This window comes from Mycobacterium sp. E3251 (genome assembly GCF_001666835.1).
Taxonomy (GTDB): domain Bacteria; phylum Actinomycetota; class Actinomycetes; order Mycobacteriales; family Mycobacteriaceae; genus Mycobacterium.
The window spans coordinates 1-14,350 of sequence record NZ_LZJF01000200.1; the positions used below are offsets into that span (position 1 = coordinate 1).

Below are 14,350 nucleotides of genomic sequence, written 5' to 3' on the forward strand. Positions count from 1 at the left end.
GCGCGGCCGCTACCGGGTGGTGCTGCTCGACGAATACCAGGACACCGGCCACGCCCAGCGGGTCGCCCTGTCGGCTCTGTTCGGCGGTGGCGTCGACGACGGGTTGGCCCTGACCGCCGTCGGCGATCCGATCCAGTCGATCTACGGCTGGCGCGGCGCCTCGGCGACCAGGTCCGGCAGCGAATGGTCCAGATGGCCGCGCAGGGCGCGCAGTTCGCCGGCCAGCGCCGTGAGACGCTGATACCCCGCGGCCGAATACCCTTCGGGCGGGCCGGGATCGGCGATGGCGTCGGCCAGGCACGCCGTGTCGGCGTCCGGGCCGGCGGACATCGCGATCGCCTCCGGCGCGGATGAACCGCCCGCGCCCAGCCCTTCGCCGAGCTTTCGGGCGCGCCGCCAGAGCGCGGCGATGTCCCGACCACCGAGGCGCCAGCGCGGACCCGTGAGTACCCGCATCGCCGCCGCGCCGGCCGTCGGGTCGGCGACGAGCCGCAGCATGGCCACAACGTCGGCGACCTCGGGGATGGACAGCAGCCCCGCCAATCCGATGACCTCGACCGGGACTCCGCGGGCGCGCAGGGCGTCGGCGATGGGGGCGGCGTCGGCGTTGCGGCGCACCAGAACCGCGGCGGTCGGCGGGCTCACTCCGTCGGCCCGGGCGCCCCGGTACCGCGCGGCGAGCTCGTCGGCGATCCACTCGCGCTCGGCGTGCACATCGGGAAGCAACGCGCAGCGGACGGTTCCGGGCGGGGCGTCCGGGCGCGGCCGCAGCGCGTGTACCGCGACCGACCGGCGGCGCGCCTCCGCCGAGATCGCGTTGGCCAGTTGCAGGGTCCGCGGCGGGTTGCGCCAGCTGGTCCGCAGCTCCAGGACCGGCGCCGGGGCGCCGTCGGAGAGGGGGAAGTCGGTGGTGAAGCGCGGGAGATTGGTCGCCGAGGCGCCGCGCCAGCCGTAGATCGACTGGATCGGATCGCCGACGGCGGTCAGGGCCAACCCGTCGTCGACGCCACCGCCGAACAGAGCCGACAGGGCGACCCGCTGGGCGTGGCCGGTGTCCTGGTATTCGTCGAGCAGCACCACCCGGTAGCGGCCGCGCAGGTCGGCACCGACCTGCGGGAAGTTCGCCGCCAGCCGCGCCGCGCAGGCCATCTGCACGCCGAAGTCCATCGTCTTCGCGGCACGCATGCGCTCGTTCAGCGCGTCGAGCAGCGGCACCAGCTCGGCCCGCTGGGTCTGGGTGTCCAGCAGCCGCAGCAACCACTGGCTGGGGCCGCGGTCGCGCTGATAGGGGCCCGGCGGCAGCGCGTGGATCAGCCGCTCCAGCTCCACGTGGGTATCGCCGAGCTGGCGGGTGTCCACCAGGTGTTCGGCTAGCTGACCCCACAACCGCAGCACGATTGACGTGACCGCGGCGGGGGTCTTGTCGGTGCGCAGCTCGCCCCGGTACCCGCTGACCACGTCGAACGCCAGCTGCCACAGCTCGGTCTCGCCGAGCAGCCGGGTGTCGGGCTCGATGGGCAGCAGCAGACCGTAGTCGCGGATCAACGAACCGGCGAACGCGTGGTAGGTGCTGACCGTCGGCGCGCCCGCCGGCTCCGCGGGGGCCGCGCCGTCGGGACCCAAGCCGACGCCGGCCAGCCGGGCCAGCCGGGACCGGACCCGGCGCAACAGCTGGCCGGCGGCCTTGCGGGTGAACGTCAATCCGAGCACCTGGCCGGGTTCGGCGTAGCCGTTGGCGACGAGCCACACCACCCGCGCGGCCATGGTCTCGGTTTTGCCCGCACCGGCACCGGCGATGACGACCAGCGGCCCGGGCGGTGCCGCGATCACGGCGGACTGCTCCTCGGTGGGCGGGAAAAGCCCGAGCGCACCGGCCAATTCGGCCGGACTGTAGCGCGGGTTCACTGCGCCGCCCCGTCGGCGTGGGCCGGACATGAAGGCCGCAGCGGACAGTGCGAGCAGCCGTCGTTGCGCCGGGCGATGAACCGCGGCCCGGCGGTCACCCCGGCGGCGCGCCGAACCAGCCGGCGCCACTCGTCGCGGGCGGCCGGTGTCAGCGGATCCTGCTCGCGCTCGGTGGCGCCCGACGCCCCGGGCTTGCCCAGGTAGACCAGCCGCGCCCCACCGGGCTCCGAACCCGCGGCCACCATGCCCTCGGCCACGGCCAGCTGATACATCGCCAGCTGGGCGTGCTGTTGGGCGTCGTCCTTGCTGACCGGCGTTTTGCCGGTCTTGATGTCCACGATCACCAGCCGGCCGGCTGCATCGCGCTCCAGCCGGTCGACCCGGCCGCACAGCCGGACGTCGCCGCCATCGCCGTCGTCGGATGTTGCCAGGGTGCCGTCGATCTCGACCTCGACGCCCACCTCGGTCAGCACGCCCCGGGTCTGCGCCCGCCACTCGACGAAGGCCTCGATCATCGCGCGGTGGCGGGCCAGTTCGTTGGCCGAATGCCACTCGGCCTCGAAGGGCAGATGGCGCCAGGCCCGGTCCAGCTCGGCCAGCAATTCCGATTCGCTCCGCTGCGGTTCGGCGACCAGGGCGTGCAGCACCGAGCCGATGGTGGAACGCAGATCGCGCGGGTTGGTGCCGCCGTGCCGTTCGGCCAGCCAGCGCAGCGGGCAGTCGTTGAGCATCTGCAGGGTCGACGGGGTCAAGGTGACGGCATCGTCGTCGCCATGCAGGGGTTCGCTGGTGCTGACGGGGATCAGGCCGTGCCAGCCGGCCGGGTCGGCGCCCGGGACGCCGGCGCGGGCGAGGCGCGCCAATTGCGTTGCGGCACAAGCGCGGGCGGCGTCGTCGATCGTGCCGTCGGGCGCGCACGCGACGCCGCGCAGCCGGCCGACCAGCGCGGCAGCGGACAGCACCCGGGGCGCTGAGATGGGTTGCGCGGCAGCGGGATCGCAGTCGCCATCGGTCCACGGTGCGAGCTCGTAGCAGAACGACGACGGCAGCGCGGCCTCGTTGTCCCCGCGGTCCGAGTCGCCGTCTACGGCGGTGACCAGCAACCGGCGGCGGGCCCGGCCCATCGCCGCCACCAGCAGCCGGCGTTCCTCGGCCAGCAGCGGCGCCCGCACCGACGCGTCCTCGGTGACGCCGTCGAGCACGTCCAGCAACCGCTGGGTGCCCAGCACACCGCCGCGCGGAACCGTGTTGGGCCACAATCCCTCTTGCAGCCCGGCGATGACCACCAGGTCCCATTCGTGTCCCAGCGCGGCGTGCGCGCTGAGCACCCGCACCCGCTCCACGGGTGACACCGGCTCCCGGTTCACGCTCGGCAGGTGCAGCGCGGCGATGTGCTCGACAAGGCCGCGCAGCGACGCACCCGACGTGCGGGACACGTACTGATCGGTGATGTCGAACAGCGCGGTCACCGCCTCCAGGTCCCGGGTGGCCTGGGCGCCGGCGGTGCCGCCGCGCTCGGCGGCCGACAGCCAGCGACGCTGCAGGCCGGACCGGTTCCAGGCGGCCCACAGCGTGTAGCGCGGGTCTTGTCCCGCACGATGGCAGCGCGCCGCCGCGTCCAGCACCGCACGCACCCGCTGCACCGGGCGGAACTGCGGGCCCGATGGCGGCGGGTCAGCGAACAGCGCCTCGGCCAGCAGGTCCGCGACATCGCCCGGCGCGCGACCGGGGTTGGCGCGCTGCAGCGTTCGGCGCAGCTGGCGCAGCGAAACCGGGTCGACCCGACCGATGGGACCGGTCAGCAACGCCAGGGCCCGTTCGCCGTCGAGCCCGTCGGCGGTGGCGGCCAGGACGGTGAGCAGCGCCCGGGCCGCGGGCTCGCCGGACAGCGGTCCGCTGGTCGCGGGCGCGGCCACCGGCACCCCGGCGGCGGCCAGCGCGCGGGGCAACAACGCGCCGGCCCGTGGCACCGATCGGACGACGACCGCCATCTGCGACCACGGCACCCCGTCGACCAGGTGCGCACGCCGGAGCGCGTCGGCGATCATCGCCGCCTCCGCGTGCGCCGACGCCGCCAGGCGCACCGTGACCGAGCCCTCGTCGGGCCCGCTACCCTCGATCCGCTTGCCGTCGCTGCCGCCGGGCAGTCGCTGCGCGATGCCGCTGACGGCGCGCGCCACCGCCGGGGCGCAGCGATGCGAGACCGTCAACGTCACCGCAGGCGAATCCCCGTGGAGCAGGCCGGCGGATTCGCCGCCCCGGAAGCCGAACACCGCCTGATTGGGATCGCCGGCGATCACGGCCAGCTCGGCGCCCGCCGCGAGCACCCGGACCAGGTGGGCCGCCTGCGGGTCGAGCTGCTGAGCGTCATCGACCAACAAGAGCCGCACCCGGCCCCGCTCGGCGGCCAGCAGCTCGGGATCGACCGCGAAGGCCTCCAGGGCGGCCCCCACCAGTTCCGCGGCGCCCAGCGCGGGCGTCGTCGCCTGTGGCGCAGCCGTCCCGACCGCCGCCCGCAGCAGCATCACCTGCTCGTACTGCCGGGCGAACTGGCCGGCGGCCGTCCATTCCGGGCGCCGGCACCGGCGGCCCAGGCGCTCGAGTTCCTGCGGATCAACACCGCGTTCTGCGCAGCGCGCCAGCATGTTTCGCAGCTCGGTGGCGAAGCCCGCGGTGGCCAGCGCGGGTTTCAGGTGGGTGGGCCACGCCGTCGCCGCGCGCGGCCCGTCCTCGAGGTCACCGGCCAGCAGCTCCCGGATGATCGCGTCCTGTTCGGCGCTGGTGACCAGCCGCGGGGGCGCGTCACCGGCGCGCTCGGCGGCCCGCCGCAGCACCGCGTAGGCGTAACCGTGCACGGTGCGCACCAACGGTTCGCGGACTGCGGCCCGGCAGGGCCCGGTCGAGCGCGCCCGCAACAACGCCGTCGTCAAGGTGCTGCGCGCCTTCATGCCCAGCCGGCCGGAACCGGTAAGCAGCAGAACCGATTCCGGGTTGAGACCCGCGTCGATCTGGGCGACCGCGGCGTCGACCAGCAGGCTGCTCTTACCGGTGCCCGGCCCGCCCAACACTCGGACCGGCCCGCGCACGCCGGGCGCCAGCAGAGCCCGCGCCTCGGTGTCCCAGGTGTACGACATGGCTGCATGCAATCACCAGGGTCTGACAAGCCGCCCGGCCCGCGTCGCCGCCGACCCCTAGGCTGGAGACCGCACGCAGCCCGACGAACGGTGAGGAGGTAGGTGATCGTGACGAACGTCGAACCCGGTTTTCCCAGCGACGAAGCGCCCGAAGGTGACGCCGCGGAACAATTGCAGCCCGTCGACTTCGACGACGAAGTCGGCTTGGACACCGAGTATCTGACCGCTGCCGACCGCGAGGCCAACGAGGCCGACGTGATCGAGCAGGCCTACGTCGTCCCCACCGAGGACGAGTGGGACGAACGCTGACGCGCCCGCGCGCGGGTGGACGTGGCGGTGACTGGCACGATCGACGGGTGACCGCGGATCTCCATGTGCACCGCTACGGCCCGCCGGGGCCGGTGCGAGTGCTGGCGCTGCACGGCTTGACCGGCCACGGGCAGCGGTGGCAGCAGCTGGCCGGCCTCCTACCCGAAATCACCTTCGCCGCACCGGATCTGATCGGTCACGGCCGGTCGTCATGGGCGGCGCCGTGGACCATCGACGCTAACGTTGCGGCGATGGCCGCGCTGCTCGACGACGACGCCGAGGCGCCGGTGCTGGTGGTGGGGCACTCCTTCGGCGGCGCACTCGCCATGCAGCTGGCCGCGATGCGGCCGGACCGGGTGGCGGCGCTGCTGCTGCTGGACCCGGCGGTCGGATTGGACGGCGCGTGGATGCGGCAGATCGCCGACGCGATGCTGGCCTCGCCCGACTACCCCGACGCCGAGGAAGCGCGCCTGGAAAAGCTGCACGGCTCCTGGTCGGACGTCGACCCCGCGCTGCTCGACGCCGAGATCGACGAGCATCTGATCGAGCTGCCGGGCGGCCGGTACGGCTGGCGGGTGAGCCTGCCGGCGATGATGTCGTACTGGAGCGAGTTGGCCCGCGAAGTCGTGTTCCCGCCGGCCGGGACGCCGACGGTCCTGGTGCGGGCCAAGCGCACCTCGCCGCCGTACGTCGGCGACCACCTCATCGCCGGGCTGCAGGACCGGTTGGGATCGGATTTCCGGCTGCTGGATTTCGATTGCAACCACATGGTGCCCTACGCCGCGCCCGCGGAGGTGGCGGCGCTGACGCGCGAGCTGCTGGAAGCCCGCTGATCGTGGCGGCGGTCACCGATGAGCAGGTCGAGCGGGTGCGCGCGCTGGTCGCGGCGATTCCACCGGGCAGGGTCGCCACCTACGGCGACATCGCCAGCGTCGCAGGGCTTTCCAGCCCGCGCATCGTCGGCTGGATCATGCGGACCGACTCCTCGGACCTGCCGTGGCACCGGGTGATCACCGCATCGGGTCGCCCGGCGCCTCATCTGAGCACCCGGCAGCTCGAGCTGCTGCGGGCCGAAGGGGTCCTGGCCACCGATGGCCGGATCGCGTTGCGCGAGGTGCGTTACGACTTCGGGCGCTAGAGCACCAGCCGCACCAGCGCCGCGGTGCGGGCCAGCCCGGGGAATGCCTCGGCGGTGGATCGCGGATGCAACGCATGGACCGCCAGGCGAAACATCAAGGCGCGCAACAACATCTGCGGCCACTCCGGCAGCGCGTTCCAACGTTCGATGAGTCCGTCGTCGGCCTCGCCCCAGGACAGGGCGTCGACGACGACGACGCCCGCCGCCCACGACGCGGGCCGCCAGTACGGGGTGATGTCGGTGATTCCCGGGGCGGCGGTGCCGATGAAAAGCACTGTCCCGTAAAGGTCTCCGTGCACCAGCTGGTTCGGGCTCTTGGTCGGACGGCGCAAGGTGGCCAGCTGGTTGATCAGCTCCACCGACCGCTCCGCGTCGGCCGTAGGCGGCGCGGTGCGGGCGCCCGGGGGCACGGAGGCCAACGGCCGCTCCTCCCAGGCGGCACGGTCGGCGGCGATGAAGATGTCCACGTCGCCCCACGGCGCGGTGGGGCCCTGGGTGAGAAATCGGGGGCGTTCCAGTTTGCCGGTCGCCTCGTGCAGGCGCACCGCCGCCGAGACGACTTCGTCGTGCCGCGGTTCGGGTGTGCCGGCGACGAAGGTATCCGCCCGCCATCCGGAAACCACGTAACGCCCGTCCGTCGAGCGGACCGGGCGGGCCAGCCGAACACCGTCGACGAACAGGGTCTCCCGCACGCGGGCCGACCAGGCCGCCCGGGCGTGATCGGCCACCAGCGACAGGACGACCTCACCGCAGCGCCAGCCGCCTTCCCAGCTAGCGCCCAGATAGACGGGCTTGACGCCGGTCAAACCAAACGCCGCCAGCACATGCTCCGGCGGTGGTTCGACAGTCACACGGGTAGCCTAGACGAGGTCACGTGCCCTATCGGGTCAGTACATCACCATGTCGGGTTGCATCTGCTGCGCCCACGCCACGATGCCGCCCTGCAGGTGCACCGCGTCGGGGAATCCGGCCTTTTGCACCGCCACCAGCGCCTCGGCCGAGCGCACCCCCGTCTTGCAGTACAGCACCGGCATGCGGTCCTGCGGCAGCTTTGCCAGACCCTCACCAGAGTTGATCGACGACTGCGGGATCAGCTGGGCCCCATCGATGTGGTTTATCTCCCACTCGACGGGCTCACGAACGTCGATCAACGCCAGTTTCTTTCCCGAATCCAGTAATTCGCGCAATTCCCGCGGGGTGATCGCGGAGCCGGTGACAACTGCACCGGCGTCGTCGGGGGCCGCACCGCAATACTGCTCGTAGTCGATCAGCTCGGTGATCTTCGGGCGGAAGGCGTCGTCGGGGTCCCGGCGGATCGTGATGGTGCGGTAGGACATCTCCAGGGCGTCGTAGATCATCAACCGGCCCAGCAGCGATTCGCCGATCCCGGTGATGAGTTTGATCGCCTCGGTGCCCATCACCGACGCGATGGAGGCGCAGACGATGCCCAGCACGCCGCCTTCGGCGCACGACGGCACCGTGCCGGGTGGCGGCGGCTCCGGGTAGAGGTCGCGGTAGTTGAGGCCCCGCCCGCCCGGCGCGTCCTCCCAGAAGACCGAGACCTGGCCCTCGAATCGGTAGATCGATCCCCACACGTACGGCTTGCCGGCCAGCACGGCGGCGTCGTTGACCAGATACCGGGTGGCGAAGTTGTCGGTGCCGTCCAGGATCAGGTCGTACTGCGAGAACAGGTCGACGGCGTTGCTCGAGTCCAGCCGGAACTCGTGCAGGCGCACCCGGACCAACGGGTTGATCGCGGCGATCGACTCGCTCGCCGACTGCGCCTTGGAGCGCCCGACGTCGGCCACGCCGTGGATGATCTGGCGCTGCAGGTTGGAGTCGTCGACGACGTCGAAGTCGACGATGCCGATCGTGCCGACGCCGGCAGCGGCCAGGTACAGCAGCGCCGGCGCGCCGAGCCCGCCCGCGCCGATCACCAGCACCTTCGCGTTCTTGAGCCGCTTCTGCCCGTCCACTCCCAGGTCGGGGATGATCAGGTGCCGGCTGTAACGGGCCACCTCATCGCGGGTCAGCTGGTCTGCCGGCTCGACGAGAGGCGGCAGTGCTGTCTGCGGTGTCGGCACCCGCTCCTCCTCGGTCTCGCGTCGCGGTTGTCCACCACCATCATCCCAGCAGCCGCCGAAGTGGACGGCAATGAATTCAACGTGCCGAGCGGCTAGGCGATCGGGAACGGCCAGGGGTTGAAGCGGCAGGTCTTCCCGTCGGCCTTGACGAAGTCCGGGTCGAACTGGGCGGCGTCGTTGTTCGACGTGGAGAACGTCTGCTGCATCATCACCGGCGCCAGAGCGCCCTGTTGCTCACACGGCTCGTGGCGGACGTAGCCGATGGCGTGGCCGACCTCGTGGTTGATCACGTATTGGCGATAGGAGCCGATGTCCCCCTCGAACGGGACCGCCCCACGCACCCAGCGCGCCTCGTTGATGAAGACCCGCGACTGCCGGTCCTTGCCGAATGAGGGGTTGTAGCAGGAGGTCTCGAGCCGGAATTCGTAGCCACAGCCCTCGCGGACCGTCACCGGCGACACCAGGGAGATCCGGAAGTCGGGTTTAGTCGCGCCGTCCACCCTGACGAAAGCGAACTGCGGATTGTGCGTCCAGCCTTTGGGATTGGCCAGCGTCTGGTCGACCATCTGCGCGAACGCCTCGTCGCCACCGATCATCGTGGGGTCGATGCCGTCCTCCACCTCGACCGAGTAGCGAAACACCCGCACGGTGCCCTGACCGATCTGCGTCGTCGTGCCGGGCACCACGTGCCAGGTCTTGTCGCCCGCCTCGGTGAACGGGCCGCCGTCCGGCAGCGTCCCGGCCGGCAGGTTGGCGTCGAACGCGGCGAGCCCGCGGGGTGGCGCGTCGATGATCGAGGTGCCCACGGCCTCCATCGCCTGCGGACTCTGGATGGGCTGATTCGCCGTCGGCTTCATCGCGCTGGTGCCGGTCACCGTCTGGTAGACGACCACCGCGGTGAGCACGACCAGAACGGGCAGCGCGTAAGCGCGCCAGCCGTAGGTGGATACGAACCGTCCCAGCCACGTCTGTTTGCGCCACTGGCGCGGTCGCTCCCGGTCGGCCCGGGTCCGTCCGCCGTCGCGTGCGATCGGGTCACGCAGCGCCCGTAGCGGTTCCCGCCACTCGTCCCGCAGCACCGGGACGCGACCGGTGCCGCGCGTAGGCCGCTGGGACGTCATTGCCCCAGGATTACACAGTCGGCAGCGGGGCCGTCCTTGGCGCGCCCGAATGCTGCGCCCGACACCACTTTCTGCCAGCCACGACGGCGGCGACGACGGTCACCGGGACAAGGTGGGTAGTAATGTCTGTCGCAACGAGCCGAGCGCGGCCGGCCAGTGGTGCCGGCGGCCGGTTGCCGACACATCAGATGAGGACTCGATGAGCGAACTCGCCAAGGCCGGGGCGCGGCGTGCCGTCAAATCGACCGACCGCAGTCGGCCCGGGGACGGTATCGCGGCTTCGAGCCGGCGCGGCAACCGGTTGCCCCGGGATGAGCGTCGCGGTCAGCTGCTCATCGTCGCCAGCGACGTCTTCGTCGATCGCGGCTACCACGCGGCCGGCATGGACGAGATCGCCGACCGGGCCGGCGTCAGCAAACCGGTTCTGTATCAACACTTTTCGAGCAAACTCGAGCTCTACCTGGCCGTGCTCGCCCGGCACGTCGAAAACCTCGTCTCGGGGGTGCAGCAGGCGCTGAACACCACCACCGACAACCGCCGGCGGCTGCATGCGGCGGTGCAGGCGTTCTTCGACTTCATCGAGCACGACAGCCAGGGTTACCGGCTGATCTTCGAGAACGACTACGTCACGGAACCCGAGGTGGCCGCGCAGGTGCGCGTCGCCACCGAATCGTGCATCGACGCGGTGTTCGCCTTGATCAGCGAGGACTCGGGGCTCGACCCGCACCGCGCCCGGATGATCGCGGTGGGACTGGTGGGCATCAGCGTCGACTGCGCGCGCTACTGGCTCGACTCCGACCGCCCGATCTCCAAGGCGGACGCCGTCGAGGGCACCGTCGCGTTCGCCTGGGGCGGGCTGTCACACGTGCCGCTTACTCGCCTTTAGCGCCCTTGCCGGTGAGCTTTCCGACCTCGGCGCCGATGCCGAAGCCGACCCGGCGCGCGTCGGCGGGGCCGATCTCGACGTAGGCGATCTTGCTGGTGTGCACGAGGAAGCGACGTCCCCGCTCGTCGTTGAGCCTCAACAGGCCCGGTCCCTCACTCAGCGCGGCGCTGACCAGCTCTTCGACTTCGGCCGGCGTCTGCGCACTGGAGAGGACCAGCTCGCGCGGACTGTCCGTAATACCGATCTTGACCTCCACGGTCACCCCTTCCGTAGGTATTGAAGTCGACAGACCTGTCAGCTGCAGGCTAGTGGACGCGGCGAGCCCGCTGCGGCGACAGCCCCCGAAGCGCGGTTCGCGCTCAGCGAAACATCGGTCGCGAGCAGATAACGATTAGCTTGCGACTGAGCCCAGACCCGGGTCCGCGACCCGGTTCGTGTTTTCACATGGCTACCTTCGGCCCCATGGGTACCACACTGGCCGATCTCGACGAGGTCCGGGATTACCCCGAAGACCAGACCGACGAGCTCTACGGGGCCGACGCCTACCCCGAGGGCGACTACACCTGGACCGGCTGGCCGGCCGAGCTTCGCTGGCGTCCGGTCACGGCGATCCTCGGCGCCGTGGTCGCCATCGGCGCGATCGCGACCGCCGTCATCATCAACAGCGGAGACAGCGCCTCAACCAAGGCCACCGTGGCACCCGCCCCCCAACCGGTGACGTCCGCGCCGGCGACGACCAGAAGCTCCACCCCGCCCAGCGCCCAGCCCAGCCCCTCACGCACGACGCTGCCGCCCGAAACGGTCACCACCGTGACCACGCCCAGCGCCGCCCCGAGCCCGGCGCCAACGGGAACGCCCACCGCCGCTCCGCCCCTGACGCTGACGCCCCCGCCTGCCGCGCTGAACCCGCGCACCGTCGTCTACAGCGTGACCGGCAGCAAGCAGCTGCTGGACCTGGTGAACATCGTCTACACCGACGGGAGCGGCTACTCCCAGACCGAGTTCAACGTGTCGCTGCCGTGGACCAAGGCGGTGATCTTGAGTCCGAGCGTCCAGAACCCATCGGTCGTCGCGACCAGCTTCTACGGCCGGCTCAACTGCTCGATCGTCAACGCCGCCGGTCAACTGGTGGCCGCGTCGACCACCAACTCGAGCCTGGCGACCTGCACCCGCTGATTCCGGTGGCCGTGACCCGCAGCGCCCGGCTGCGCCGCGCTTGCGATCACGGCTGAGTCCGATGGCCGTGACCCGCAGCGCCCGGCTGCGCCGCGCTTGCGATCACGGCTGAGTCAGCTCAGACCCAGTTCGTGCATCCGCCGGTCGTGGGTGTGCTGCAACCGGTCGAAGAACGCGTTGAGCTGGCCGAGGCCCCCGGTTCCCGACATCACCAGGTCGACCAGCTCGTCGTGGTCGGCCAGCAGGTACTGAGCCTGCGTGATCGCCTCGCCGAACAGGCGGCGCGACCACAGCGCCAGCCGGCTGCGCTGCTTGCCGCTGGAGGTGACGGCGGCGCGCACCTCTGCGACGACGAACTGCGAATGCCCCGTCTCGGACAGCGCCGCCCGCACCACGTCGGCGATCTCGTCGGGTAACCCGTCGGCGATCTCCAGGTACAGGTCGGCGGCCAGCGCGTCGCCGACATAGGTCTTCACCAGGGCCTCCAGCCACGTGCTGGGCATCGTCAGCCGGTGGTAGTTCTCCAGCGCCGAGACGTACTTCGACATGGCCTTCACGACGTCGACGCCCCGGCTCTCCAGGGCGTCGCGCAGGAGCTCATAGTGCTGCATCTCGGCGGCGGCCATGCTGGCCATGGAAATCCGTCCGCGCAGGTCGGGGGCCATCCGCGCCTCGTCGGTGAGCCGATAGAACGCGGCGATCTCGCCGTACGCCAAGACCGCGAACAACTCGTTGACGCCCGGGTGGTCGGCCGACAGACGCGGGGCGGGCGAATCGTCCACCTGGTCGGCTTCCACTTCGGCTGCTGCGGGCTGGGAAGAGGGCCGGGTCATGGCAACACTGTAGTCGGCGGACCTGGCGCTAAATGGGAGCCAGTTGTCGACCAGCTATCATGTACGTAGATAGCGGCTGTATTTCTTTGCCAAGCCGCTATCGGCGAAATGTGCGTGCACAGCTGGCCCGCCCAGATTGAGCAGGGGCCCGCGACTCGGCGACGTATTCGGAGTCGGAACTCGTGCGCGCGTGACCGCGACAGAGAAACACCGACACAACCCGATACGTCACCGAAAGGCTTACTAACCACGCATGAGCGAACTCACCAGCACAACTGAAATGACCTTTGCCAACCTCGGCGTCCGCGACGAAATCGTCCGCGCCCTCGCCGAAAAGGGCATCGAACGCCCCTTCGCCATCCAAGAATTGACCATGCCGCTGGCGCTCGCCGGCGACGACGTGATCGGCCAGGCCCGCACCGGCATGGGTAAGACCCTCGCCTTTGGCGTCCCGCTGCTGAACCGCATCACGTCCGGAGTCGGCGTGCGGGAGCTCAACGGCACACCACGGGCCCTGGTCGTGGTGCCGACCCGTGAACTGTGCCTGCAGGTCACCGAGGACCTGGCCGCCGCGGCCAAGTACCTCACCGCCGACGAGGGTCGCCGGCTGTCCGTCGTCTCGATCTACGGCGGGCGGGCCTACGAGCCGCAGCTCGAGGCGCTGCAGGCCGGCGCCGACGTCGTGGTCGGCACCCCCGGCCGGCTGCTCGACCTGGCCCAGCAGGGCCACCTGCAGCTGGGCGGGCTGTCCATGCTGGTTCTCGACGAGGCCGACGAGATGCTCGACCTGGGCTTTCTGCCCGACATCGAGCGCATCCTGCGCCAGATCCCCGAGGACCGGCAATCCATGCTGTTCTCGGCGACCATGCCGGGCCCGATCATCACGCTGGCCCGCACCTTCATGAACCAGCCCACCCACATCCGGGCGGAGGCGCCGCACTCGGCCGCCACGCACGACACCACCGAGCAGTTCGTCTACCGGGCCCACGCGCTGGACAAGGTCGAAATGGTCAGCCGAATTCTGCAGGCCGAGGGCCGCGGCGCGACGATGATCTTCACCCGCACCAAGCGCACCGCCCAGAAGGTCGCCGACGAGCTGGCCGAGCGCGGCTTCAAGGTCGGCGCCGTGCACGGCGACCTCGGGCAGATCGCCCGCGAGAAGGCGCTCAAAGCCTTCCGCAGCGGCGACATCGACGTCCTGGTCGCCACGGACGTGGCCGCCCGCGGCATCGACATCGACGACATCACCCACGTCATCAACTACCAGATCCCCGAGGACGAACAGGCCTACGTGCACCGCATCGGCCGCACCGGCCGCGCCGGCAAGACGGGTATCGCCGTCACCCTGGTGGACTGGGACGAGCTGCCCCGCTGGTCGATGATCGACAAGGCGCTGGGCCTGGAGACCCCCGAGCCCGCCGAGACCTACTCGAACTCGCCGCACCTCTACGAAGAGATGGGCATCCCGGCCGGCGCGGGCGGCGCCATCGGCTCGCCGAAGAAGCCGCAGGGCCAGCGCCGCACCAGCGAGCGCGACGGCCAGAAGGCCGACCGGTCCGGGCGTGCCCGCTCCGGCGCGCCGCGGCGGCGCACCCGCGGCGGCCAGCCCACCACCGCACACCCGGGCGGGAATGCCGCGGCCGGCGTCCCCAGCGGCGAAGCCGCCGCGGAAGCTTCCGGTAACGGCGGGACCAGCCGCCGCCGCCGTCGGCGCCGCAAGCCCGCCGAAGCCGGCGCCAACGCCAGCTGAGTCGCCCGCCCGCG

At 71.2% G+C, this 14,350-nt stretch carries 13 protein-coding genes and 1 pseudogene; 7 read left to right on the forward strand and 7 right to left on the reverse strand.

Translation table 11 applies throughout. From position 1 onward, the window contains the following. Positions 1-19 precede the first annotated feature (19 nt). Positions 20-241, forward strand: a complete 222-nt coding sequence (locus tag A5697_RS25645; RefSeq protein ID WP_369806152.1) for a UvrD-helicase domain-containing protein — start codon at positions 20-22, stop codon at positions 239-241. Here A5697_RS25645 and A5697_RS25650 read toward each other — a convergent pair. Together A5697_RS25650 and A5697_RS25655 are read right to left on the reverse strand one after the other, a co-directional pair. Continuing rightward, positions 151-1,935: pseudogene (locus A5697_RS25650) on the reverse strand (ATP-dependent helicase); the annotation flags it as partial. The gene A5697_RS25645 and the pseudogene A5697_RS25650 sit on opposite strands and share 91 nt — an antisense overlap. After that, positions 1,902-5,039: an ATP-dependent DNA helicase gene (locus A5697_RS25655; protein ID WP_068012567.1), complete on the reverse strand. Its 3,138-nt coding sequence runs from the start codon at positions 5,037-5,039 to the stop codon at positions 1,902-1,904. The pseudogene A5697_RS25650 and the gene A5697_RS25655, both read right to left, overlap by 34 nt. A gap of 108 nt (positions 5,040-5,147) precedes the next feature. On the opposite strand from A5697_RS25655, the gene A5697_RS25660 reads away from it, so the two are divergent. The 3 genes from A5697_RS25660 to A5697_RS25670 are packed head-to-tail and all read left to right on the forward strand — an operon-like array spanning position 5,148 to position 6,486. Beyond that, entirely contained in the window at positions 5,148-5,348 is a 201-nt protein-coding gene (locus tag A5697_RS25660; protein WP_067947735.1) for a hypothetical protein, read from the forward strand. 47 nt (positions 5,349-5,395) lie between these two features. Beyond that, positions 5,396-6,181 carry an alpha/beta fold hydrolase gene (locus A5697_RS25665; protein ID WP_068012569.1) on the forward strand — a complete coding sequence of 262 codons (786 nt, stop codon included), beginning with the start codon at positions 5,396-5,398 and terminating at the stop codon, positions 6,179-6,181. A 2-nt stretch (positions 6,182-6,183) separates the two neighbouring features. Continuing rightward, a complete protein-coding gene (locus tag A5697_RS25670; RefSeq protein ID WP_068012570.1) occupies positions 6,184-6,486 on the forward strand; it encodes an MGMT family protein in 303 nt (100 codons plus the stop codon). Here A5697_RS25670 and A5697_RS25675 read toward each other — a convergent pair. The 3 genes from A5697_RS25675 to A5697_RS25685 all read right to left on the reverse strand — a co-directional run bounded on the left by A5697_RS25675 (position 6,483) and on the right by A5697_RS25685 (position 9,691). Next, on the reverse strand, positions 6,483-7,337 hold the full coding sequence (locus A5697_RS25675; protein ID WP_067947718.1) for a TIGR02569 family protein: 855 nt from the start codon (positions 7,335-7,337) through the stop codon (positions 6,483-6,485). The genes A5697_RS25670 and A5697_RS25675 overlap by 4 nt on opposite strands. 36 nt (positions 7,338-7,373) lie before the next feature. After that, positions 7,374-8,570, reverse strand: a complete 1,197-nt coding sequence (gene moeZ, locus A5697_RS25680) for an adenylyltransferase/sulfurtransferase MoeZ (protein WP_068012571.1) — start codon at positions 8,568-8,570, stop codon at positions 7,374-7,376. 92 nt (positions 8,571-8,662) lie between these two features. Then, complete coding sequence (locus A5697_RS25685) at positions 8,663-9,691, reverse strand: DUF3152 domain-containing protein (protein WP_197501117.1); 1,029 nt, start codon at positions 9,689-9,691, stop codon at positions 8,663-8,665. A gap of 199 nt (positions 9,692-9,890) precedes the next feature. Here A5697_RS25685 and A5697_RS25690 point away from each other — a divergent pair, with 199 nt between their 5' ends. Beyond that, positions 9,891-10,577, forward strand: a complete 687-nt coding sequence (locus A5697_RS25690) for a TetR/AcrR family transcriptional regulator (protein ID WP_066956131.1) — start codon at positions 9,891-9,893, stop codon at positions 10,575-10,577. Here the strand turns inward: A5697_RS25690 and A5697_RS25695 are convergent. Further along, positions 10,564-10,833, reverse strand: a complete 270-nt coding sequence (locus A5697_RS25695; RefSeq protein WP_067205619.1) for a DUF3107 domain-containing protein — start codon at positions 10,831-10,833, stop codon at positions 10,564-10,566. The two genes, A5697_RS25690 and A5697_RS25695, sit on opposite strands and share 14 nt — an antisense overlap. Before the next feature lie 206 nt (positions 10,834-11,039). Between A5697_RS25695 and A5697_RS25700 the strand changes: the two genes are divergently transcribed. Beyond that, positions 11,040-11,753 (forward strand): MmpS family transport accessory protein, encoded by a 714-nt coding sequence (locus A5697_RS25700; RefSeq protein WP_068012572.1) that lies wholly within the window; start codon positions 11,040-11,042, stop codon positions 11,751-11,753. A 113-nt stretch (positions 11,754-11,866) separates the two neighbouring features. Here the strand turns inward: A5697_RS25700 and A5697_RS25705 are convergent, their stop codons facing one another. Beyond that, the gene (locus tag A5697_RS25705; protein WP_067947711.1) at positions 11,867-12,586 is read right to left on the reverse strand and encodes a ferritin-like fold-containing protein; all 720 of its coding nucleotides are present in this window, start codon (positions 12,584-12,586) and stop codon (positions 11,867-11,869) included. A 253-nt stretch (positions 12,587-12,839) separates the two neighbouring features. Here A5697_RS25705 and A5697_RS25710 point away from each other — a divergent pair, with 253 nt between their 5' ends. Next, entirely contained in the window at positions 12,840-14,336 is a 1,497-nt protein-coding gene (locus A5697_RS25710) for a DEAD/DEAH box helicase (RefSeq protein WP_067947708.1), read from the forward strand. The last annotated feature ends 14 nt before the right edge of the window (positions 14,337-14,350 follow it).

Bases quoted from the DNA above. Each gene is read 5' to 3' on its own strand.
- A5697_RS25690 (WP_066956131.1), top strand. From the start codon at position 9,891: ATGAGCGAACTCGCCAAGGCCGGGGCGCGGCGTGCCGTCAAATCGACC.
- A5697_RS25655 (WP_068012567.1), bottom strand. From the start codon at position 5,039: ATGTCGTACACCTGGGACACCGAGGCGCGGGCTCTGCTGGCGCCCGGC.
- A5697_RS25705 (WP_067947711.1), bottom strand. From the start codon at position 12,586: ATGACCCGGCCCTCTTCCCAGCCCGCAGCAGCCGAAGTGGAAGCCGAC.
- A5697_RS25685 (WP_197501117.1), bottom strand. From the start codon at position 9,691: ATGACGTCCCAGCGGCCTACGCGCGGCACCGGTCGCGTCCCGGTGCTG.
- A5697_RS25710 (WP_067947708.1), top strand. From the start codon at position 12,840: ATGAGCGAACTCACCAGCACAACTGAAATGACCTTTGCCAACCTCGGC.
- A5697_RS25700 (WP_068012572.1), top strand. From the start codon at position 11,040: ATGGGTACCACACTGGCCGATCTCGACGAGGTCCGGGATTACCCCGAA.